This is a genomic window from Gymnodinialimonas ceratoperidinii (genome assembly GCF_019297855.1).
Lineage (GTDB): Bacteria > Pseudomonadota > Alphaproteobacteria > Rhodobacterales > Rhodobacteraceae > Gymnodinialimonas > Gymnodinialimonas ceratoperidinii.
Map to the genome: position 1 here is coordinate 2293415 of NZ_CP079194.1, position 21741 is coordinate 2315155.

The window sequence follows — 21741 nt, forward strand, 5'->3', positions numbered from 1 at the left end:
GAAGGAGAGTGTCGAGAGGCAGTTCTCGACAGGCGAACCCGGCGCCCTGAAGGACGCTAGACGTACCGATTGCCAATCCGGCCTTTGCTGACCGGTACTTCAACGGCAACACCCCTCCCGCGCTTGCGCGCAGCATTCGTGTGCGGCCGCCCCCGTGGCCTATTTGCAGACATCGCCCCCCAGTTGGGCTGCCTTGGAGATACTCCGAACCAGCGCCGCAGGAGAAGCAAAAATTTGACCGATCACGTCAACATTTGGGTCAGAATCGGGCAAGCGCGACGAAGGTTGGGGCTAAATCAGGGCCGGATTGTTTCGAGATCATAAAATTGCCACATTCCAGAAATCCTTAATTTCTTGGCCCAATCACGTGTTGCCGCAGCGTCGTGCGGCGGACGGGTTCTCACCGCATCGTCCGATAGGCGGATTACTGTTCAGCATCCCGCAACAAACGTTCATCAACCTAACGGAAACAATGTGTTGCCGTTCCGTGATCAAGCCCTCGGGCAAAACCTGACCTTTTAGACAGGTCCTTTCTTCGAGATCACCGGTTTGCCTAAATTTTGATACGAATCAGTGGGGTGGCCGATCGGAGCGTCTGACGAGGTGGCTCGAACCACCTCACAGGCTGCCCCATTGTTGCCACATTGCGACCGATCGGACGCGGCGCTCTGCCACATTTCGCCGAGTGTCCGGGAACGGTTGCGAGGACCGCAGATCACGGCGGTGACACCCCGGATTGAAACCGGAAAGAACGGACACGCACGGCGTCGCACACGCGTGCTTGCGTCAGTTTTCGGAAGGGCTGGTACCCGAGGTCGGACTCGAACCGACAAGCCTCGCGGCGGGGGATTTTGAATCCCCTGCGTCTACCAATTCCGCCACTCGGGCCCTTGCCGGGCTGATTAGCGAAGCCGGTGAACCTCGTCCAGTGCTAATGCAGAACGCCATCAAATCTGCGAGTGCCCTGCCCTCGCAGACTGGTGAGCGCGGCAGAGTTGGGTTAAGCGGTTTCGAGCGACGGCGTGGAGACCGCGCGCATCGAGCGGAGACAAGCGTATGACGGCTCAATCCAATGACGCCCTGGCGATCTCGCAGCGGCTCAGCCAATTGGCCGAGGAAGCACGCGCCGTGGCCGCCCGGGGTGAAACGGTGACCCTCGATTGGGTCATGGCGCAAATTCACGAGCGCGCCTTCGGCCTCTTCCTTCTCGTCCTTGCGCTCCCCTGCTGCATTCCCTTTCTCTACGGCATCCCGCAGATCGTCGCCCTGCCACTCATGTTCATCTCGGCGCAGATCCTGCTTGGACGCAAATCTCCTTGGCTGCCCGAGCGTCTGGGCCGTCGCGTCATCCCCGCCGAGGCGCTGACGAACCTGTCGCTGCGCGCCGGGCCCTGGCTGCGCCGGATCGAAGCCATCAGCCGTCCGCGCCTGATCGCGCTGACACGCACGCCGCTGGATCAGATCGTAGGGCTGGCGCTGGTGCTGTTCAGCGCATCGATCCTCGTCCCCCTGCCCGCCACCAACACCGTCCCCGGCATCGCCGTGGTGGCGATCTCCATGGGCCTGCTGCAACGCGACGGCATCCTTGTCGTGCTCGGGATGCTGCTTGGCACGGCTTGGATCGCCTCGCTGATCTTTGCCGGCGCCACATTGATAAGCCTGATCAGAGGATGGCTCGGAATATGACCAATCTTGCCACACGTCGTAACCTGATTGCCCTCGCGGGTCTGGGATCCCTCGCCCTGCTGCTCGGGGCGTTCTACTTCCAGTTCTGGGTTGGCCTGCTGCCTTGCACCATGTGCCTTTGGCAACGCTGGCCGCACCGGATCGCCATTGGTCTGGCGCTTGTGGGCGTCGTCTTTCCCCGTGCCGTCATCGCCTGGATCGGCGCGGCGAGCATGGCGGTGAATGCAGGCATCGCGCTTCTCCACACGGGCGTCGAGCGCGCGTGGTGGGACGGCCCGCAGGTCTGTGGCGCAGGCGCCGCGCAGGACGTGGGCAGCCTGTCCACCGAGGACCTGTTCGACACCACAACCGGCCCGCAGATCGTGCTCTGCAACGAGGCCGCCTGGCATTTCCTCGGCCTGTCGATGGCAAGCTGGAACGGCATCTTCTGCCTCGTGCTCGCCGGTGTCTGGATCGCAGCGGCGCGCGCCCGCGCGTAGACGTGGCTCCCGTTCCGGCAGAGAGCTTTCCCCTCGGCAGAGGGTTCATCGCGCCATTGCACCCCATATCGGGGGAAGCTATAGTCTGCTCAACAAAATATAGCGTATAACACGACGAACGGGCGGACATATGACCGACACTCCTGAACCCCCTGAAAACGGCGGGGAAACTCTGCCTGAACGGCCTGAATTCAGCGGCCCTTCGATCGATATTTCGGCGGAGATGAAGACCTCGTTCCTCGACTACGCGATGTCGGTGATCATCTCGCGCGCGATCCCCGACCTGCGCGACGGGCTGAAACCCGTGCACCGTCGCATCCTCTTCGCGATGCACGAGACCGGGAATACCCACGAGAAGGCCTACCGCAAGTCCGCGCGCCCGGTCGGCGACGTCATGGGTCAGTATCACCCCCACGGCGACGGCGCGATTTACGACGCGCTGGTACGGATGGCGCAGGATTTCTCCATGTCGCTGCCGCTGCTCGACGGTCAAGGCAACTTCGGCTCCATGGACGGCGATAACCCCGCCGCCATGCGCTACACCGAGGTGCGCATGGACGCGCCCGCCGCCTTCCTGCTGGAGGATATCGACAAGGACACCGTCGACTTCCAGGACAACTACGACGGCAAGCAGCAGGAACCCACGGTCCTGCCCGCGCGCTTCCCGAACATGCTGGTCAACGGCGCGGGCGGCATTGCCGTCGGCATGGCGACCAATATCCCGCCCCACAACCTCGGCGAAGTGATCGATGCCTGTCAGGCGCTGATCGAGAAGCCGGACCTGTCGTCGGAGGAACTGATTCAATATGTTCCGGCCCCGGATTTCCCCACCGGCGGGATCATCCTTGGCCGCTCCGGCGCGCAAAAGGCTTATCTCGAGGGTCGCGGCAGCGTCATCATCCGCGCCAAGACGCGGGTCGAGGAAATCCGCAAGGACCGCTACGCCATCGTCATCGACGAGATTCCCTATCAGGTGAACAAGGCGAGCATGATCGAGCGGATCGCCGAGTTGGTGCGCGACAAGAAGATCGACGGGATCTCCGGCGTCGCCGATGAAAGTGACCGGATCGGTGTCCGCGTCGTGGTCGAGCTGAAACGCGACGCCACGCCCGAGGTGGTGCTGAACCAGCTGTTCCGCTTCACCCAGATGCAGACCTCTTTCGGCTGCAACATGCTGGCACTGAACGGCGGCCGTCCCGAGCAGCTGACCCTGCGCGCCTTCCTCACCTCCTTCCTCGACTTCCGCGAAGAGGTCGTGGCCCGCCGCACGGCGTTCGAGCTGCGCAAGGCCCGCGACCGCGCCCATGTGCTCTGCGGCTTGGCCGTGGCGGTCTCCAACGTCGATGAGGTCGTGGCCACGATCCGCGCCAGCGCCGATGCCCCCGCGGCCCGCGCCGCCTTGATGACGCGCGCATGGCCGGCCGAGGAAATCCTGCCGTTCATCAAGCTGATCGACGATCCGACCCACAAGGCCAACGAGGACGGCACCTACAACCTGTCCGAAACCCAGGCCCGCGCCATTCTCGAGCTGCGCCTGCAACGCCTGACGCAACTTGGCGTGAAGGAAGTGACGGACGAGCTGGAAGAACTCGCCGGCAAGATCAAGGACTACCTCGCCATCCTCGCCTCGCGCGAGCGCATCCTCGAGATCATCTCGAACGAGCTGTCGGAAGTGCGCGCGAAATTCGCCGTCGACCGCCGCACCGAGATCGTCGACTGGTCCGGCGACATGGACGACGAGGACCTGATCGAACGCGCCGACATGGTGGTGACGATCACCCAGGGCGGCTACATCAAGCGCACGCCGCTGGCCGATTTCCGTGCCCAGAAGCGCGGCGGCAAGGGCGTCTCTGGCGGCTCGATGAAGGATGACGACGTGGTCACGTCGATGTTCGTCGCCAACACCCACACGCCGCTGCTGTTCTTCACCACCGACGGCATGGTCTACAAGTTCAAGACCTGGCGCCTGCCCTCGGGCTCGCGCGCCTCGCGCGGCAAGGCCATTGTCAACATCCTGCCGATCGAGATCGGAACCGGCATCGCCGCGATCATGCCGGTGGACCGCGACGAGGATCACTGGGACGAGCTGCAGGTGGTCTTCTGCACCGACCGCGGCACCGTGCGCCGCAACGCGTTAAGCGATTTTGCCAATGTCATGCGGAACGGCAAGATCGCGATGAAATTCGAAGGCGAGAGCGAGGGCTGGCGCCTGATCAACGCGCGCATCGCCTCGAACGACGATGACGTGATGCTGGTCACGAAACAGGGCCGCGCGATCCGCTTCCCGGCGACGGCGGTGCGGGTGTTCAACTCGCGCGCCTCCACCGGTGTGCGGGGCATTCGCCTTGGCAAGGATGACGAGGTCGTCTCGATGTCGATCATCCGCCACTTCGAAGCCGAGGCTTCCGAGCGCGCCGCCTACCTCAAACAGCGCCGCCTGATGGCCGGTGTCACCGAAGAGACCGAGAGCGACGAGGACGAGGTGCCCGAGGGCGAGCTTTCGCCCGAGCGCTACGCCGAGATGTCCGCAGCCGAGGACCTGATCCTGACGATCACCTCGGGTGGTCAAGGCAAGCTGAGTTCGAGCCACGACTACCCCGTGCGCGGGCGCGGCGGCCAGGGCGTCAGTGCCATGGACAAGGCGATGCGCGGCGGCACCCTCGTCGCAAGCTTCCCGGTCGAGCTGGACGACCAGATCATGCTGGCCACCTCCACCGGCCAAAGCATCCGGGTGCCCGTCGAGGGCATCTCCTTCCGCTCGCGCTCCGCAGGTGGCGTGAAGGTCTTCAACACGGCAAAGGGCGAGGACATCGTCTCGGTGGCCTACATCGCCGATCAGGGCGACGAGGATGCGGTCGAGGATGCCGAAGTGATCGGCGGCGACGGCGGCGCAGCGGTAGACGACGCGAGCGACGGCACCGGCGACGATGTTTGACCCCGGCGTGTTCCTGCCGCTGGCCATGACCGCCCTGATCGGGATGTTCGCGATCATGCTGATCGTGGGCATCCCCCGTGGGCGCCGGCTCCAGAAGACCAACGAGCAGATCGAGGCCAACCAGACCCGACAGATCGCGATGCAGGAGCGTCAACTGGCCGCTGCCGAGCGTCAGGCCACCGCGCAGGAGCGCATCGCCGCCGCACTGGAATCGCGCGGTGAATGACGCGCTGGCGCTTGTGGGCAGGCTCCTGCTCGCAGCCTTGCTCCTCGCCGGTACCGTTCAAAAACTGATGTCGCCCGAGGGCGCCCAAGCGCTCCTTGCGCTGGCATCCCTGCCCGCCTGGTTGCTCTGGCCCTCAGGCCTCTTCACAACTTTCGCAGGTATCGGCATTGCCCTCGGCGTGGCGACGCGTCCGCTGGCGATCCTTGCCGCCGGCTACTGCATCCTCACCAGCGGCTTCCATATCCTCATGGACGACCCCTGGCAGAGCACCATCGCCTTCAAGAACTGGACCATCGCCGGCGGCTTCCTGATGCTCGCGGCCCACGGCCCCGGTCGGTTCGCCCTGCGTCCCTGACACACTTCGCCGACCCCGAGTGAGTCGGGCGGTGGGTCAAGGATGCGCAGCACCGCGCGCCCGCGCGGCTTGTCCTTGAGGCACCGCCCGACTCGCCCTCACCCTTGCACTGGCCTGTTTGCGGCAGACCTGCCCGCAAACGGCCTCTCAGCAAACGAACGTCCTCTCACCCGGGCGCCCCGTCCAAGGGGCAGGCTCACCTCCGCCCCAAGTCCCAAGCATGTCGTAAAGCCTTCAGGCTTTCCCTTTCGACAAGAAATCCCTACATCACCCCCCATGACACAGAACCCACAGCTCACCATCATCGGCGGCGGCATGGCCGGCTCCGAAGCCGCCTGGCAAGCCGCCAACCTCGGCATCCGCACCCGCATCATCGAGATGCGCCCGAAGGTCGAAACCTTCGCGCACCGCACCGGCAACCTGGCCGAAATGGTTTGCTCCAACTCCTTCCGCTCCGATGATGACGAGCAGAACGCCGTGGGCCTCCTGCATTGGGAAATGCGCGCCGCGAACTCGGTCATCATGCACACCGCCGATGCCCACAAGCTGCCAGCCGGCGGCGCCCTCGCCGTGGACCGCGATCCCTTCGCCGAAGCCGTCACCGCCAAGCTGCAAGCCCATCCCAATATCGAGATCACCGCCGGAGAGGTCACCGACCTGCCCGAGGACGGCCCCACGATCATCGCCACCGGCCCCCTGACCGGCAGCGCCCTCGCCGAGGCCATCGCCAAGGAAGCCGGTCAGGACGCCCTCGCCTTTTTCGACGCCATCGCCCCCATCGTCTACGCCGACAGCATCGACATGGACGTGGCGTGGCGGCAATCGCGCTACGACAAGGGCGAGACGCTGGAAGAACAGCAGGCCTACATCAATTGCCCCCTGACCAAGGACCAATACGAGGCCTTCATCGACGCGCTTCTGGACGCCGAGAAAACCCAGTTCAAGGAAGGCGAGACCGCCGGCTACTTCGACGGCTGCCTGCCGATCGAGGTCATGGCCGAACGCGGCCGCGAGACCCTGCGCTACGGCCCGATGAAGCCGGTGGGCCTGACAAATCCCCATGATCCGCAGACCAAGGCCCATGCCGTGGTCCAACTGCGCCGCGACAATGCTCTTGGCACGCTCTACAACATCGTGGGTTTCCAGACCAAGATGACCTACGGCGCGCAGAAACGGGTCTTCACGATGATCCCCGGCCTGCAGGACGCCTCCTTCGCGCGGCTCGGTGGCATTCACCGCAACACCTTCATCAACTCGCCCACCCTGCTCGACGGCCAGATGCGCCTCCGCTCGAAGCCGCACATCCGCTTCGCGGGCCAGATCACCGGCGTAGAGGGCTATGTCGAAAGCGCTTCAATGGGGCTGCTCGCCGGACGCATGGCCGCGGCCGAAATCCTCGGCCAGTCCCTCGCCGATGTCCCCGACACGACCGCAATGGGTGCGCTCGTGACCCACATAACCGGGGGCGCCGAAGCAAAGACCTTCCAGCCGATGAATGTGAACTTCGGGCTCTTTCCTCCTGTGGAAGGCCTCAAAGGTGGACGCAGGGGCCGCAAAGACCGCTATAAGGCCTATACCGACCGCGCCAAGGCGGCCTGGACCGATTGGCTCGGGCCGGAGGCCGCAGCCGCGCAATAACAGCGGACGGCGCGACCCGCGTCAAGGAACGGAGCAACGCCCATGGCAGACAAACCCTTCCTCTCCAAGGTCTACGACCTCAAGGGCGACGGCGTGCGCGACTATTATGACAAGTGGGCCGAGACCTACGAGGACGAACTCACCGAGAACGCCTACGCCACCCCTGCCCGCTGCGCCGCGGCCCTCGCCGCGACCGACCTGCCAAAGGACACACCGATCCTTGATTTTGCCTGCGGCACCGGCTTGTCGGGCGCCGCCCTCCACGCTGAAGGCTTTACCATCATCGACGGCATCGATCTTTCCGAGGCCATGCTCGCCAAGGCCCGCGCCAAGAAGATCTACCGCAACCTGACCCGCGCCTCCGCCGATGCACCGCCCCCGGTAGAACCTAACGCCTACCGCGCGATCACCGCCATCGGCGCCATCGGCCCCGGCGCCGCCCCGGCCGAGGTCATCGCGCCCCTGATCCAAGCCTTGCCCACGGGAGGGTACTTCGTGATCTCCCTCAATGATGTCGCGCTCGATACGCCCGCCTTCCCCGCGGCTCTCGACGCACAAGCCGACAGCATCGAAAAGGTCTCTGAAGAACGCGGCCCGCATCTCCCGGGCATCGACGTCATGTCCACGGTCTACGTCTTCCGCCGCACGTGATTACCCGCTTCGCCCCCTCTCCCACCGGGCCGCTGCACCTCGGCCATGCCTATTCCGCGATCCTCGCCCATGACATGGCACGCGCGGCGGGCGGACAGTTTCTGCTGCGCATCGACGATCTCGACCAATCGCGCGCGCGCCCGGAGTGGGAGGAATTGATCTACGAGGATCTCAGGTGGCTCGGCCTCTCCTGGGATGGGCTCCGCCGCCAATCGGACCATTTCGACAGCTATCGCGACGCCATTCAGACCCTCGCCGATACCGGCGCGGTCTACCCCTGCCGATGCTCACGCGCCGATATCACTGCCGCTGCCTCTGCACCGCAAGAAGGCGTGCCGGAATTCGGCCCCGACGGCCGCATCTACCCCGGCACCTGCCGGGATCGTGCCTATTCTGAGCGTACCGACACCGACGCCCTGCGCTACGACCTGTCCAAAGCCATCGGCACGCCGTCGCAGATGCCCACCTTCACCGAGACCGGCCCGGCACATGAAGGCACCCACAAGGTCACGGCAGAATACCTCATGTCCCACGTCGGAGACCCAATCCTCGCCCGCCCGAACCTCGCCGCCAGTTACCACCTCTCGGTCGTCATCGATGATGCCGAGAGCCACGTCACCAATGTCACCCGCGGTAAGGACCTTTATGAGGCCACTTATCTGCAACGTTTCCTACAGTGGAAACTGAGCCTCACCCCCCCGATCTACCATCACCATCGCCTGATCCGTGACGACGCCGGAAAACGCCTCGCCAAACGCGACGACGCCCGCGCCATCCGCACCTACCGGGCGGAGGGCGCCTCCCCGCAGGACATCCGCCACATGGTCGGCCTCTGACCCCTTCATCTTTTCACAAATACGGCCGGGGGTCTGGGGGCTGGCCCCCCAGTGAAGTGCGCGATCCAACAACACACCGCACACCGCCCGCACCTCTCACGTCACGGAACCGAACCGTCCCGGTCACTTCATCGGCGCCATCAGTTCGACTTCTTCCCCGTCCACGACCGACGTGTAAAAACACACCCGCCGGTTCGTATGACAGGCGGCTCCCTCCTGCCGCACGATCGCCAACAGGCAGTCCCGATCACAATCAATGCGCAGGTCCACCAGCGTCTGCACGTGACCGCTGGTTTCGCCCTTGACCCAGAAGGCCTGACGGGACCGGCTCCAATAGGTCACCCGCTCGGTCTCCAGCGTCTTGACCACGGCGTCGGCATTCATCCACGCCATCATCAGCACCTCGCCAGTGCCCTCCTGCTGCGCGATGCAGGGGATCAGGCCATTGGCGTCATAACGCAGGCTTGCGGGGTCAAATCGGGTCATTCGGAGCGGCCTCTTTGCAAATTGTCCAAGCGCCGCTACTTAAGGCAAGACGGACCCGAAAGGCAAAGCCATGGCCAGCGACACCGACCTGATCAAGCTCTACTCGCAGCGCATTCTCGCGTTGGCGGCGGATATCCCGCATCGTGGCACCCTTGAAGCGCCGCAGGCACAGGTCAAGAAGCGCGCGCCACTTTGCGGCTCCACCGTAACCGTCAGCCTCTCGCTCGAGGATGGCCGGGTCTCAAACTTCGCCCAGGACGTGAAGGCCTGCGCCCTGGGTCAGGCCGCTGCAGCGCTGCTGGGCAAACATGTCATCGGACGCACCCGGATCGAGGTGGAAGCCGCGCGAGACGCGCTCCGCGCCATGCTGAAAGACGGCGGCGCGCCCCCGCAGTCACCGTGGGAAGGATACGAGGTGCTGGAGCCGGCGCGCGAATACCGCAATCGCCACGCCTCCATCATGCTATCGCTGGAAGCCACGGCCGAAGCCATGGCCGAAGCAGAACGCGCCGCCTGCGCCTGACGCAGCCAGTCTTTTGCAAAAGATTGTACAGATCCTTGCAAGGATCTGCCCACCTCACAAAAAAACGCCGCGCATCCCGGACAAGGATGGCGGCGTAGTCATGCGTATCCGTGGCGTCCCGAGGCAAGGGACTGGGTAAGGCTAAAACGCTTGCGCCGGGACAAGAGGCGCGAACAAACCCGTGGATCGCAGGCAGAACTCGATCGAGACGTCAGACAAGACCCGGCAGCAGAAGCATACCCATCGTCATGCCCGCGAGGGCGACGACACCCGCCAAATCGTACATCAGCGTTTCACGGGACCGGACAACGATCTGTTTCGCTTGAGCAATCATGGTGGCGTTTCCTTCCTGAGTTAACGTCGCGTTCGACTGGCTAACGTCTCTGTTGCACCTTTGTTCCCACGGGTCGTTAAAATTGTAAAGAACTTTTTGAGAACATTTGCGTACAAAACGTGGTTTGTTCTCATCGATGGAGGGAGAAACGGTGCTTTTTTTCAGCCCACACCCAAGAGGCGGATCGCCTTGTCCTGCTCCATCAACCACAGCAAAACACGGGCCGATTGCCCCCGCGCGCCCTCCAGATCAGGGTCGAGCGCCAACAGGGCGCGGGCATCTTTCTGGGCCAGCGCCATGAGCGCCGCCTGCTCCTCGAGATTTGCCACCCGAAACCGCGGCAGGCCGGATTGCGCGGTGCCGATCACGTCGCCCGCCCCTCGGATCGCCAGATCCTCTTCCGAGATGCGAAATCCGTCCTCCATCTCGCGCATCACTTGCAACCGCCGTGTTGCGGTCTCCCCCAAGGGGGCACGATACATCAGCAGACAAGTCGATTCCGCAGCGCCACGCCCCACTCGGCCGCGCAGCTGGTGCAGCTGTGCCAGACCGAAGTTCTCGGCCTGCTCGATGACCATGATCGACGCATTGGGCACATCGACACCCACCTCGATCACCGTGGTGGCCACCAAGACCTGCGTCTCGCCCGCCTTGAACGCCGCCATGACCGCGTCCTTCTCGGCCGGCTTCATCTGCCCGTGGACCAGCGCCACCCGACCCTCACCAAAGGCCGCGCGGAGCATCTTGAAGCGCTCCTCTGCGGCCGTCGCGTCATAGACCTCGGACTCCTCGACCAGCGGACAGACCCAATAGGCCTGCCGCCCCGCGTCCAGCGCCTTGTGCAAATGGTCCACGACCTCTCCGATCCGCGCGGTCGAGACGAGGGCCGTCTTCACCGGCGTGCGTCCGGGCGGCTTTTCGTCCAGCACGCTCAGATCCATGTCGCCGTATTGTGCAAGGCTTAGGGTCCGAGGGATCGGCGTTGCGGTCATGACAAGCACATCTGCCGCCTCGCCCTTCTGGCTCAACCGCACCCGTTCGCGGACGCCGAAGCGGTGCTGTTCATCGACCACGGCGAGGCGCAGGCTCTTGAAGGACACGTCATCCTGAAACACCGCATGGGTGCCGACAAGGATGTGGATATCGCCGCGCGCCAGCGCTTCCAGCTTCGCACGCCGCTCCTTGCCCTTGTCGGCACCGCTCAAGATCTCGCAGACCACGCCGGCCGCGTCGGCAAGGGGCTTCAGGTTCAGGTAATGCTGCCCCGCGAGGATCGAGGTCGGGGCCATCATCACCGCCTGCCCTCCGGCCTCCACCGCCACCAGCAGCGCCATCAGGGCCACGAGCGTCTTGCCCGCGCCGACATCCCCCTGAAGCAAGCGGTTCATCCGGTGCGGCGTGGCCATATCCTCGGCAATATCGGCAATCGTCCGAAGCTGCGCCCCGGTGGGCGTGTAGGGCAGCACCTGCAACACCTTCTCGCGCAGACGACCATCGCCCGCGCTGACGAGGCCGGGCTTGCGACGGCGCGTGCTGCGCGCCAGTGCCAGCGTCAACTGGTGCGCGAACAGCTCATCATAGGCCAAACGCTCGCGCGGCAGCGCGACGCGGCTCAGGTCACTGGCATCTTGTGGCGCATGGACCGCATTAATCGCATCCGCCCAAGCGGGCCATTTGCGGTCCTTGACGGTGTTGAGGTCGATCCATTCGCCAAGATGCTCCACCTTTGCCAGCGCCGATTGCACCGCCTTGTGAACGCCACGTTGGGTCAGGCCCTGTGCCAGCGGGTAGACCGGCTCGTAGGCAGGAATGGCGGAGGCCTCCTCGGGCGGGAGCATATGATCGGGATGCGCCATCTGGGCGATGCCGTCGTAAAGCTCGACCTTGCCGGACACTACGCGACGCGCGCCCGGCGGGTGTTGGCGTTCGAGGTAATCGCCCTTGGCGTGAAAGAACACCAATTGAAACGAGGTCTGCGCGTCCTCCACCTCGATCCGGTAGGGCCCGCGTCCCTTGGGTTTCATATGGGTGCCGATGGTGACCTCGACGGTGACGGGTCCCGGCAGGGGGACATCCCGGATCGAGGCGCGGCGGGTGCGATCCAGGCCGCCCGCGGGCAGCGTGAAGATCAGATCGCGCGGTGTCGCGACCTGAATGCCGCCATAATGCTTGGCCGTCTTAGGCCCGACACCATCGAGTGTCTCCAACCCGGCGAACAGCGGAAACAGGATTTCAGGCCGGCCCTTTGGCAGATGGTCAGCCATCGCCAATCCGGTCGAGCCATTGCTCCTCGGTCAGAAGTTCGATCCCGAGGTCCTTCGCCTTCTTCTCTTTCGACCCGGCTCCCGGCCCCGCCACGACGATATCGGTCTTGGCCGAAACCGATCCCGACACCTTGGCACCGAGCGCCTCGGCGCGGGCCTTGGCTTCCGCGCGGGTCATCTGCTCGAGCGCGCCGGTGAAGACGATCGTCAGCCCGGCCACGGCGCTTTGTGTCGCGCGCGCCTTCGGGGCTTCGATTTCGGTGAGTTCCGCGATGAGCCGCTCGATCGAGGCGCGCTCGCGCGGTTGCTGCAACGTGGTGACGAGCGATACTGCGACCGTCGCGCCGATCCCGTCGATGCCGATCAAGTCGTCCCACGCCGCCTTGGCCCTGACATGCGTCCCCGCCCAGGCCTTGTCCCGCTCGGGCTGGAGTGACGCGCGACGACCAGCCTGCGCGGCGGCCTTGCGTTCCGCCACGACGGCCGCTTCGGCGCGCAGATGCGCCTCGGCGGCAGGCGCGGCAGCGTCGAGGGCCTCTGCCAAGGCCTCCCAAGACATGTAATGGCGCGCCAGATCGCTCGCCGCCACTTCGCCCACATGGCGGATGCCGAGCGCGAAGATCAGGCGGTTCAGCGCGATCTTGCGTTTGTCGTCGATCGCATTGAACAGGCTGGTCGCCGATTTCTCACCCCATCCCTCGCGGTTCTTGAGCTGTTGCAGCCCCTGCCCGTAATTCTGCTTGAGCTTGAAGATGTCGGCCGGCTCAGCCACCCATCCGTCGAGGTAGAATGCCTCCACCTGCTTCGCGCCCAGACCATCAATGTCGAAGGCCGCACGGCTGACGAAATGCTTCAACATCTCAACGGCCTGTGCGGGGCAGATGAGACCGCCGGTGCAACGGCGCACGGCGTCGCCCTCCTCGCGGATCGCATCGGACTGACACTCCGGGCAATCGGTCGGGAAGACGTAGGGTTCAGCGTCGGCAGGCCGTTTTGACAGATCAACATCCGCGACCTTCGGGATCACGTCGCCGGCACGGTACACCTGCACACGGTCGCCCACGCGGATGTCCTTGCCATCCCGGATCGGCGCGCCGTTGGCGTCGCGGCCGGCGATGTAGTCTTCGTTGTGCAGCGTCGCGTTTGAGACGACGACGCCCCCCACGGTCACCGGCGTCAGCCGCGCCACTGGGCTGAGCGCCCCCGTGCGGCCCACCTGGATGTCGATGGCCTCCAGCGTCGTCCACGCCAGCTCCGCCGGGAACTTGTGGGCAATCGCCCAACGCGGTGTCGTCGAGCGCATCCCGAGGCGCCGCTGATAGTCGAGGTCATCGACCTTGTAGACGACACCGTCGATGTCATAGCCCAGTCCCGCGCGATCCTCCTCGATCGTCGCGTAATGCGCCAGCATCTCGTCACTGCTGTGGCAGGTCCGGGTGCGGTCGTTGATCTGGAAACCGAGCTCCCGCAATCGCTCCAGCGCGCCGGATTGCGTCTCGGCGAGAGGCGCGCTCAGCTCGCCCCAGGCATAGGCGAAAAACCTGAGGGGCCGCGCCTTGGTGATCGCCGGATCCAATTGCCGCAGAGAGCCCGCCGCCGCGTTGCGCGGGTTGGCAAAAGGCTTGGCGCCGGCCTTGATCTGACGCGCGTTGAGATCGCTGAAATCGGCGTGGCTCATATAGACCTCGCCGCGCACCTCGAGGATTTCAGGCGCGTTTTCAAGCTGCTGCGGAATATCGTCGATGGTGCGAGCGTTGGCCGTGACGTTCTCGCCCACCGCTCCGTCACCGCGGGTGGCCGCTGAGACAAGCGTGCCGTTCTCGTAGCGCAGCGAAAGCGAGAGCCCGTCAATCTTGGGTTCCGCGGTAAACGCCAGGGGCGTCTTGGGGTCGAGGTTGAGGTAACGACGGATACCGGCCACGAAGTCGGTCACATCCGCGTCGTCGAAGGCATTGGCCAGCGACAGCATGCGCTGGCTGTGGGTCAGCTTGGAGAAGCCTTCCGCCGGTGCTGCGCCCACTTGATCGGAGGGGCTGTCGGCCCGCTTCAGGTCTGGGAACGCGGCTTCGATCGCGGCGTTTTCGCGTTTGAGCGCGTCGTATTCCGCGTCGCTGAGATCGGGCGCGTCTTCGCCATGGTAGGCCGTGTTGGCGCGCGTGAGGATCTCAGCGAGTTCCGCCAAACGCTCTTCTGCCTGGGTCGGCGAGAGCTTGGCCGCGCGGGCCGAGGCCTCTTGAGTTGGATTAGACATGCCCGCCCCCAAAGCTGCAACTGCGTGGTCTTCGTGATAGGAGGCAGCGCGGGATTGGTCCAGTGTTTCGGCGCGCCCCAAAGGTGAACCTTGCGCCCCACTCGATGTTCCCGATGCCTCAAGCTTGATCACGCCCGCCAATTAAGAAGCGGCCCGAACATTCGAGCCGCTTGTCGCTTCTTCTTGCGCCTGTCGGGCCATTTGGTACCGCTCAGCCTCAGCAACTTGCCGCGAGGCAAGCGCCCCGCTCAGGCGGTTGCGGCCATGTCCATGTCCAACTCGGCCGTCGAGACCGGGTCACGCAGCACGTAGCCCCGTCCCCAAACCGTCTCGATATAAGTGTCACCACCGGTTGCCTCGGCCAGTTTCTTGCGGAGTTTGCAGATGAAGACGTCGATGATCTTCAGCTCGGGCTCATCCATGCCGCCGTAGAGATGGTTGAGGAACATCTCCTTGGTGAGCGTCGTCCCCTTGCGCAGCGAGAGAAGCTCCAGCATCTGGTATTCCTTGCCGGTCAGATGGACCGGTGCGCCGGCCACCTCCACCGTCTTGGCATCGAGGTTGACGGAAATCCGGCCCGTGTCGATGACCGATTGCGCGTGCCCTTTGGAGCGTCGGATGATGGCGTGGATACGGGCGACGAGTTCTTCCCGGTGAAAGGGCTTTGTCAGGTAATCGTCGGCGCCAAATCCAAAGCCGCGCAATTTGTTTTCAGGGTCATCGAGGCCCGAGAGGATCAGAATTGGCGTGTCGACCCGTGCGGTGCGCAGGTGGCGCAGAACCTCGTGGCCGGAAACATCGGGGAGATTGAGATCGAGAAGGATGATGTCGTAATCGTAGAGCTTCGCGAGATCCATTCCCTCTTCACCAAGGTCGGTCGAGTAAACGTTGAGGTTCGCGTGTTTGAGCATCATTTCAATGCTTCGCGACGTGGTGGGATCGTCTTCGACTAACAGAACGCGCATACGCTTAACTCCAGGTAACTCTCATCCGATGTGCCTATTTTTCGCCCAAATGGTTAACACCAAGTTACCTCGCCCCAGAGATTTCGCAAAAAGATCAATTTCCGTTTTATTCGCTTTCGCGGAATTGCTGTATTGCCGTTGTTTTCAAAGCCTTTTCTCCGTGTCGCTCGACGGCATTCGTCCAGCTCTCCAATTCCTCTTCGCAGAGCGAATAGGTGCGAATCGCCTCTTCCGCGGTGAGCAACCCATGGGCGACGCCGCGCACCACCGCGGCTTTTCGGCTTGCGACCCACCGCGTGGTCTTGGGTGACGGCAGGTCCGAGCGGGTCATCGTGCTGCCATCGGGCAGCGATACCGCGTGCGGCCCCTGAATTTTCCTGATATACATCTCAGCCTCAAAATTCGTTGATCTGCACGATTGATGGCCGATGAGGTTTAACATCGGGTAAGGATGCCTTGTGATACCTTGCCTTTTTCCTATATTCCGCCCCGAACCCCCAAGCGCAGGAGCCAGTTCATGGCACTCGACAGCCCCAACGGTCTCAATTCGTTAGGATTTGCAAAAGCGCCCGCCGATACCCGCGTTGTCGTCGCGATGTCGGGCGGCGTGGATTCGTCTGCCGTGGCCGCTCAACTGGCGGACGAGGGCTATGACGTCGTGGGCGTCACCCTGCAGCTCTACGATCACGGCGCGGCGCTGGCCAAGAAGGGCGCCTGCTGTGCCGGGCGCGACATTCAGGACGCGGCGCGGGTGGCCGAAACCATGGGCTTCCCCCATTACGTGCTGGATTACGAGAACGTCTTCAAGGACGCGGTCATCGACGAATTCGCCGACAGCTACCTTGCCGGCGCGACGCCGGTGCCCTGCATTCGCTGCAACGAGCGGGTGAAGTTCAAGGACCTGCTGGAGACGGCCAAGGACCTCGACGCCGATTGCATGGCGACCGGACACTATATCCAGCGCAAGATGGGGGCGCAGAAGGCGGAGCTGCATTCCGCCGCCGATGCCGCGCGCGATCAGTCGTATTTCCTGTTCTCCACCAAGCAGGAACAGCTCGATTTCCTGCGCTTCCCGCTCGGTCATCTTGAAAGCAAGGCCGAGACCCGGGCGCTTGCGGCGAAATACGGGCTGAGCGTGGCGGACAAGCCCGACAGTCAGGATATCTGCTTCGTGCCCAACGGCAATTACGCGGCCGTGATCGAGAAGCTGCGCCCCGGAGCGGCGGATCCGGGCGATATCGTCGACTTGGAGGGCCGCGTTCTGGCACAGCACCGGGGTGTGATCCATTACACGATCGGACAGCGCCGTGGTCTGGGGATCGGCGGTCTCGAAGACCCGCTTTACGTGGTGAAACTGGACCCCGACACCCGTCAGGTGGTGGTCGGCCCGAAAGAGATGCTCTCGACGCGGACGGTGCCGGTGCGCGAGATCAACTGGCTCGGTGACGAGCCCTTCGACAGCCGCGACGCTTGGGAGCTGGACGTCAAGATCCGCTCCACCCGCCCGCCGCGGGGTGCGGTTATCCGGCCGATCTCGGCGACCGAGGCGGAGGTGGAGTTGATCGTGGCCGAAGAAGGCGTCAGCCCCGGTCAGGCCTGCGTTTTCTACGCGCCCGAGGGTGGCCGCATCTTCGGCGGAGGCTGGATCCACCGCGGTTAACGGTCGGCGGGACTACTTGAGGAATTTGAGAAACCGATGGCGGCGCAAGCGGCTGTCGGTTTTTTTGATGTGCATGACGAGCAACGCGCCACGTTTCCACGCGACCTGATGGGCCTTGAAACCTGAGGGAGGGGAAAGTGGCGCGGTTGACGGGACTCGAACCCGCGACCCCCGGCGTGACAGGCCGGTACTCTAACCAACTGAGCTACAACCGCGCGTGAGCGTGGGGATAGCGTCGGGGCGCGGTGCGGTCAAGCGGGAAACTGAGGGTTTTTCGGGTAATCGCTTCGCGTTCGAAACGGCGGTGTCTCGTGGTGATCCAAGCGTTGGTTGAGCGCGGTAAATCGCGCCTGACGCCAGACGAGGTGCCGCGTGAGTTGTGCCTGATGAGGCGGACCAAGGCGCGAAGCGCCGTAGGATATTCTAGAGGGAGAAAGTGGCGCGGTTGACGGGACTCGAACCCGCGACCCCCGGCGTGACAGGCCGGTACTCTAACCAACTGAGCTACAACCGCGCGTGAGCGTGGGGATAGCGTCGGGGCGCGGTGCGGTCAAGCGTGTGATGCATGCTAAATCGCGTTTCTTTTGCCCCGAGGCCGATCTCCCGCATCAGCCCCGGCGCAAGGGGCGTTCGGCGGCGGGGCCAACGCCTGACTTGCGCCTCTCGCGCGCGAAAACATAGAGCCCTGCTCCGCCGATTAATGCGGTGCCCAGAAGCATGACCCATCCCGGCCGCTCTCCGAAGACGAGCCAACCAAGCGCGATCGCCATCGGCAGGGCAGCGTATTCGTAGGAAGCGACCGTGGCGGCATTGCCGAGGCGATAGGCCGCCGAGAGGCAGTAGCCGATGATCGCGGACATGGCGCCAAGGACGGCAAAGAGCCAGAGGTCCTCTGGAGCCGGCCAGATCCAGGCGCGGAGAAGGAAGGTCAGGCTCTCACTCTCGAGCCCTTCCGCGTAGCGCCCATCTCCGACGAGGAGGAATGACACGCTGGACACCACGATGAACGCGACCTGAATGTAGATCGCCATGGCAGATGCGGCAGATTTCGCGCCGAGCTTGCGGGTCATCACCTGCATTCCCGCGTAACAGGCGGCCGCGATGACCGGAAGAAGCATCGCCGCGCGCGGGATGTCGGACCAGTCCGTGGCGGGGACCATCATCACGGCGACACCGGCAAACCCGATCAGAAGCGCGGTGAGGCGATGCCGGCCGACGCTCTCTCCAAGGACGGGGATCGCAAGGATCGTGATGAAGAGCGGGGCCACGAAAAACAGCGCCGTCGCCACGCCAAGCGGCATGACGGAAAGACCCGCGAAGTAGATCATGTTGGCCGAAACGATCAGACAGGCGCGGATCAGGTGCAGGCCGGGGCGGTCGGTTTTGAGGATCCGCCAGCCGCCCTCGAACCAGACGAAGACCGAGGTGGCGAGAATGCCGATGATCGATCGGATGAAGACCATCTGATGCAGCGGGTAGCCGCCGGAAAGGAACTTGATCAGCATGTCGTTGACCGAGATGCTGGCCATGCCGACGAGGATCAGCACGATGGCGCGAAGCGGTGTGTTATCCGGAGTGGTCACAGGCGCGCACTCATCATGCGTTAATCATTTCAATGTACTACCAGTATGAGCAAATGTCGGAGGCTCTCGGGCGAGCAGCAAGGCCACGGGCGCGGCCCTGCTCAATTGGTGCCTTTTGCCACCACGCGAAGCAAGATCGAAAGCGCCGAAAGGCAGCATGGGTGCGACACGGCCTCGCCGGGCGCTGCTCGGGTCCTTTGCGGCTCAACCCGGCAGGGGAATGTATTCGGCGTTGTCTGTCGGCGGAAGCTGGAACCGTCCGTGCATCCAGTCGCCCGCGCGCCATGCTTCCTTCGCGGCCTCGATCCGTTCTTTCGAGGATGCCACGAAGTTCCACCAGATATGGCGCGGCCCAGACAGCGTGTCGCCGCCAAGGATCATCAACCGCGCGCCCGCCTCGCCCGCTTGCAGCGCAATCTGGTCTCCGGGGCGGAAGACCAGCATCTGTCCCTTCTCGAACACCTGCCCGGCCACGCAGACGGACCCGTCGAGCACAAACGCCCCGCGATCCTCGTGGTCCTCGGGCATCGGCAGGGTTGCCCCGGCCTCCAACAGCGCGTCGGCGTAGAACATGCGCGAGGGGGTCGCGACCGGCGCGCGCTCTCCATAGGCGTCCCCGAGGATCAGGCGGAGTTGCTTTCCCTCGGCCTCCAGAAGCGGCAGGTCGGCCTTGGTGGCATGGGCGAAATCAGGGGCACCATCCTCGACGTCTTCCGGCAGCGCGATCCACGTCTGCAGCCCCGAGAGCCTGTAGGGCGCTTTCAACATATCGCCGTCGACCCTCTCGGAATGGGTGATCCCGTGGCCGGCGGTCATCAGGTTGACCGCGCCGGGCTCGATCCATTGGTCCGTGCCGAGGCTGTCGCGATGGTGGAATTTGCCCTCGAAGAGATAGGTCACCGTCGAGAGGCCGATATGCGGGTGCGGGCGGATGTCGACCCCCTGCCCCGTCAGGAATTCTGCCGGACCCATCGAGTCGAAGAAAATGAACGGCCCGAGCATCTGACGCTCCCGCGCCGGCAGCGCGCGGCGGACCTCGAAGGCACCGAGGTCACGGGTGCGGGGAACGATGACGGTTTCGATCGCGTCCACATCCGTGCCAATCGGATAATGGGTATCGAGGATGGGATTCCAGCTCATGAGCGTGCTCCTTGATCAGAGCAGCATAGATAGCACCTAACGGATGACGCGCATATCCTCAGACATTCCGCAGCTAACGTGCGCCAGCGCACTTAAACGGCCTTCAATCCCATCGCCTCGGTTCCCGAGATCGGTTGATTTGCCTGAGCCAGCTGGAACCCGGTGATCAGGCGGACGATGAGCCAGAGGAACCAGAAGGCCCAGATCACGAAGCCGATCAGCACGAAGGCGAGGACGAAGCCCACGACAATAGCCAGAAGCCCCCACCAGAAGGTCGCGATCTGAAAGTTGAGATGGGTGTCGAGCACCGGGTCCTTGCCACGCTCCACATAGGCGAAAATCAATCCGGCCAGCGCAGCGAGGGGAAAGACGATCCCGCCGCCATAAAGGGCATAGATGATGATCGCCGATTGCAACGGCTGCCCATGGCCAGGGGCGTTGATCGGCTTTTGCGGGGTCTCGGGATCCATCATGGCGCGCTCCTTTGGAAAGGTCGCGCCAAGTCTGGCAAGGGAGCCGGTGATGGGTCAACTGCTGGATTCCCCGACGGTTGGAGCGGAGACGCGGGTGATGGCGTGTCGGTAGCGCCTTTCCAAGGTAGGATGGTGGGTCGTGAGAGGCTCGAACTCCCGACCCAGAGGACCGCGCAGCGGGCCGCAAGGTCGGGCCAACAGACCATTCAGAACGGGACAGGCTCGCACGGGAAAGAAAGGATGGTGGGTCGTGAGAGGCTCGAACTCCCGACATCTTCGGTGTAAACGAAGCGCTCTACCAACTGAGCTAACGACCCCACGGAGCGCGTGATAGCGCGAGGATTTGAGGCGGGCAAGAGCAATCTGGCTCAAATCTGTCCGGGCGGCAGCAATCGGCGTTCTTGCCCGTCTTGCAGGTGGTAGACCACGCCCTGTTCATACCCCTGCCCCGCCATTTGTTCGCGCGTGAGGCCGCGTGCGAGGCCGCGCAGGACGAGCGAGGCAATGCCATGGGTGACGCAGATCGTGGGGCCGGTGAGTCTCTGCAGGAACGTGTCGAGGCGGGCGTGCAGCTCAGCGAAGGTTTCACCGCCGGGGGTGTTCACGGAAGCATCGAACACATCGGCGGGCGTCGCTGTCTCGGGCAGCAGGTCTTGGCGCAGACACCCCTGCCAAGCGCCCATGTGAACCTCGGCCAGCATCTCATCAACGGCGACGTCAGGGGCATTGAAATTGGCCTCTGCGGCCGCGAGGTGCCATGTCGTTTGCGCACGGCCGAGGGGGCTGAGCCGCACAGCGGGTTCTGGAGGGGAAGGTAGGATCTGCGCCGCGATGATGCGCCCCTGCTGTGCCGCCTGCGCGCGGCCGAGTGTCGTCAGCGGGGCGTCGAGCCGACCCTGAAAGCGCCCCTCGACGTTCCAAGCAGTCTGTCCGTGGCGCAGGATGTAGAGCGGCGGCAGATCGCGCATCGAAGCGTCCTCCTCGGCGTCCGAGTGACGGTCGGACTCTCTCCGATTTCATCGCCGCTCCGCCGTCGCAGATCAAGTGTGGAAAATGCCGACATTCAGCGCATTGCTCGAAGCAGAGGCCTATAAAGCGAGAATAAGGTGAGGTCGGTGCCTACCCCGCAAAGGAGGTAGTTTGGTGGGTGATAAGAGATTTGAATTCTCCGCACGACACATAATACCGATACTTATGAAAAGCTTAGCCGATCCGTCTTGGTGAGCTATGTACCAACCGGCACTAATTACAAGCGC

20 protein-coding genes and 4 tRNA genes are annotated in these 21741 nt (G+C 63.8%); 10 read left to right on the forward strand and 14 right to left on the reverse strand.

Going from position 1 to position 21741, the window contains the following annotated elements:
- Nucleotides 1–803: 803 nt before the first annotated feature.
- A tRNA-Leu gene (locus tag KYE46_RS11165) sits at nucleotides 804–888 on the reverse strand.
- A gap of 168 nt (nucleotides 889–1056) precedes the next feature.
- On the opposite strand from KYE46_RS11165, the gene KYE46_RS11170 reads away from it, so the two are divergent.
- The 8 genes from KYE46_RS11170 to gluQRS all read left to right on the forward strand — a co-directional run bounded on the left by KYE46_RS11170 (nucleotide 1057) and on the right by gluQRS (nucleotide 8806).
- Nucleotides 1057–1686, forward strand: coding sequence for an exopolysaccharide biosynthesis protein (locus KYE46_RS11170; RefSeq protein ID WP_219000698.1), 630 nt, complete (start codon nucleotides 1057–1059; stop codon nucleotides 1684–1686).
- The gene (locus KYE46_RS11175; protein WP_219000699.1) at nucleotides 1683–2165 is read left to right on the forward strand and encodes a disulfide bond formation protein B; all 483 of its coding nucleotides are present in this window, start codon (nucleotides 1683–1685) and stop codon (nucleotides 2163–2165) included. Before KYE46_RS11170 ends, KYE46_RS11175 begins: the two co-directional genes overlap by 4 nt.
- A 130-nt stretch (nucleotides 2166–2295) precedes the next feature.
- A complete protein-coding gene (gene gyrA, locus KYE46_RS11180; RefSeq protein ID WP_219000700.1) occupies nucleotides 2296–5100 on the forward strand; it encodes a DNA gyrase subunit A in 2805 nt (934 codons plus the stop codon).
- Entirely contained in the window at nucleotides 5093–5326 is a 234-nt protein-coding gene (locus tag KYE46_RS11185) for a hypothetical protein (protein WP_219000701.1), read from the forward strand. Before gyrA ends, KYE46_RS11185 begins: the two co-directional genes overlap by 8 nt.
- Nucleotides 5319–5681, forward strand: a complete 363-nt coding sequence (locus KYE46_RS11190; protein WP_219000702.1) for a DoxX family protein — start codon at nucleotides 5319–5321, stop codon at nucleotides 5679–5681. The genes KYE46_RS11185 and KYE46_RS11190 overlap by 8 nt, the downstream gene beginning before the upstream one ends.
- 276 nt (nucleotides 5682–5957) lie before the next feature.
- Nucleotides 5958–7319, forward strand: a complete 1362-nt coding sequence (gene trmFO, locus KYE46_RS11195; RefSeq protein ID WP_219000703.1) for a methylenetetrahydrofolate--tRNA-(uracil(54)-C(5))-methyltransferase (FADH(2)-oxidizing) TrmFO — start codon at nucleotides 5958–5960, stop codon at nucleotides 7317–7319.
- A 42-nt stretch (nucleotides 7320–7361) separates the two neighbouring features.
- Nucleotides 7362–7970 carry a class I SAM-dependent DNA methyltransferase gene (locus KYE46_RS11200; RefSeq protein WP_219000704.1) on the forward strand — a complete coding sequence of 203 codons (609 nt, stop codon included), beginning with the start codon at nucleotides 7362–7364 and terminating at the stop codon, nucleotides 7968–7970.
- Nucleotides 7967–8806: a tRNA glutamyl-Q(34) synthetase GluQRS gene (gluQRS, locus tag KYE46_RS11205; protein ID WP_219000705.1), complete on the forward strand. Its 840-nt coding sequence runs from the start codon at nucleotides 7967–7969 to the stop codon at nucleotides 8804–8806. The genes KYE46_RS11200 and gluQRS overlap by 4 nt, the downstream gene beginning before the upstream one ends.
- A 123-nt stretch (nucleotides 8807–8929) precedes the next feature.
- Here gluQRS and hisI read toward each other — a convergent pair whose 3' ends face one another.
- On the reverse strand, nucleotides 8930–9292 hold the full coding sequence (gene hisI / locus KYE46_RS11210; RefSeq protein WP_219000706.1) for a phosphoribosyl-AMP cyclohydrolase: 363 nt from the start codon (nucleotides 9290–9292) through the stop codon (nucleotides 8930–8932).
- A gap of 70 nt (nucleotides 9293–9362) precedes the next feature.
- Here hisI and KYE46_RS11215 point away from each other — a divergent pair, with 70 nt between their 5' ends.
- The gene (locus tag KYE46_RS11215) at nucleotides 9363–9815 is read left to right on the forward strand and encodes an iron-sulfur cluster assembly scaffold protein (protein ID WP_219000707.1); all 453 of its coding nucleotides are present in this window, start codon (nucleotides 9363–9365) and stop codon (nucleotides 9813–9815) included.
- A gap of 211 nt (nucleotides 9816–10026) precedes the next feature.
- Here KYE46_RS11215 and KYE46_RS17555 read toward each other — a convergent pair whose 3' ends face one another.
- The 5 genes from KYE46_RS17555 to sciP form a co-directional block, all read right to left on the reverse strand.
- On the reverse strand, nucleotides 10027–10149 hold the full coding sequence (locus KYE46_RS17555; protein WP_283095194.1) for a hypothetical protein: 123 nt from the start codon (nucleotides 10147–10149) through the stop codon (nucleotides 10027–10029).
- 161 nt (nucleotides 10150–10310) lie between these two features.
- A complete protein-coding gene (recG, locus tag KYE46_RS11220) occupies nucleotides 10311–12413 on the reverse strand; it encodes an ATP-dependent DNA helicase RecG (protein WP_219000708.1) in 2103 nt (700 codons plus the stop codon).
- The gene (gene ligA, locus KYE46_RS11225; RefSeq protein ID WP_219000709.1) at nucleotides 12406–14664 is read right to left on the reverse strand and encodes an NAD-dependent DNA ligase LigA; all 2259 of its coding nucleotides are present in this window, start codon (nucleotides 14662–14664) and stop codon (nucleotides 12406–12408) included. The genes recG and ligA overlap by 8 nt, the downstream gene beginning before the upstream one ends.
- Nucleotides 14665–14912: 248 nt before the next feature.
- On the reverse strand, nucleotides 14913–15629 hold the full coding sequence (gene ctrA, locus KYE46_RS11230) for a response regulator transcription factor CtrA (RefSeq protein WP_219000710.1): 717 nt from the start codon (nucleotides 15627–15629) through the stop codon (nucleotides 14913–14915).
- Between the two features lie 106 nt (nucleotides 15630–15735).
- Entirely contained in the window at nucleotides 15736–16017 is a 282-nt protein-coding gene (gene sciP / locus KYE46_RS11235; protein ID WP_219000711.1) for a CtrA inhibitor SciP, read from the reverse strand.
- Nucleotides 16018–16146: 129 nt separating this feature from the next.
- Between sciP and mnmA the strand changes: the two genes are divergently transcribed.
- On the forward strand, nucleotides 16147–17289 hold the full coding sequence (gene mnmA, locus KYE46_RS11240; protein ID WP_219000712.1) for a tRNA 2-thiouridine(34) synthase MnmA: 1143 nt from the start codon (nucleotides 16147–16149) through the stop codon (nucleotides 17287–17289).
- A 138-nt stretch (nucleotides 17290–17427) separates the two neighbouring features.
- Here mnmA and KYE46_RS11245 read toward each other — a convergent pair.
- The 7 genes from KYE46_RS11245 to KYE46_RS11275 form a co-directional block, all read right to left on the reverse strand.
- Nucleotides 17428–17504, reverse strand: a tRNA-Asp gene (locus KYE46_RS11245).
- A gap of 222 nt (nucleotides 17505–17726) precedes the next feature.
- A tRNA-Asp gene (locus KYE46_RS11250) sits at nucleotides 17727–17803 on the reverse strand.
- Between the two features lie 94 nt (nucleotides 17804–17897).
- A complete protein-coding gene (locus tag KYE46_RS11255; RefSeq protein WP_283095195.1) occupies nucleotides 17898–18872 on the reverse strand; it encodes a DMT family transporter in 975 nt (324 codons plus the stop codon).
- A gap of 204 nt (nucleotides 18873–19076) precedes the next feature.
- A complete protein-coding gene (locus tag KYE46_RS11260) occupies nucleotides 19077–20012 on the reverse strand; it encodes a pirin family protein (RefSeq protein ID WP_219000713.1) in 936 nt (311 codons plus the stop codon).
- A 92-nt stretch (nucleotides 20013–20104) separates the two neighbouring features.
- On the reverse strand, nucleotides 20105–20485 hold the full coding sequence (locus KYE46_RS11265; protein ID WP_219000714.1) for a DUF4870 family protein: 381 nt from the start codon (nucleotides 20483–20485) through the stop codon (nucleotides 20105–20107).
- Nucleotides 20486–20726: 241 nt separating this feature from the next.
- Nucleotides 20727–20802, reverse strand: a tRNA-Val gene (locus tag KYE46_RS11270).
- A 51-nt stretch (nucleotides 20803–20853) separates the two neighbouring features.
- Nucleotides 20854–21453, reverse strand: coding sequence for a histidine phosphatase family protein (locus KYE46_RS11275; RefSeq protein WP_219000715.1), 600 nt, complete (start codon nucleotides 21451–21453; stop codon nucleotides 20854–20856).
- Nucleotides 21454–21741 lie beyond the last annotated feature (288 nt).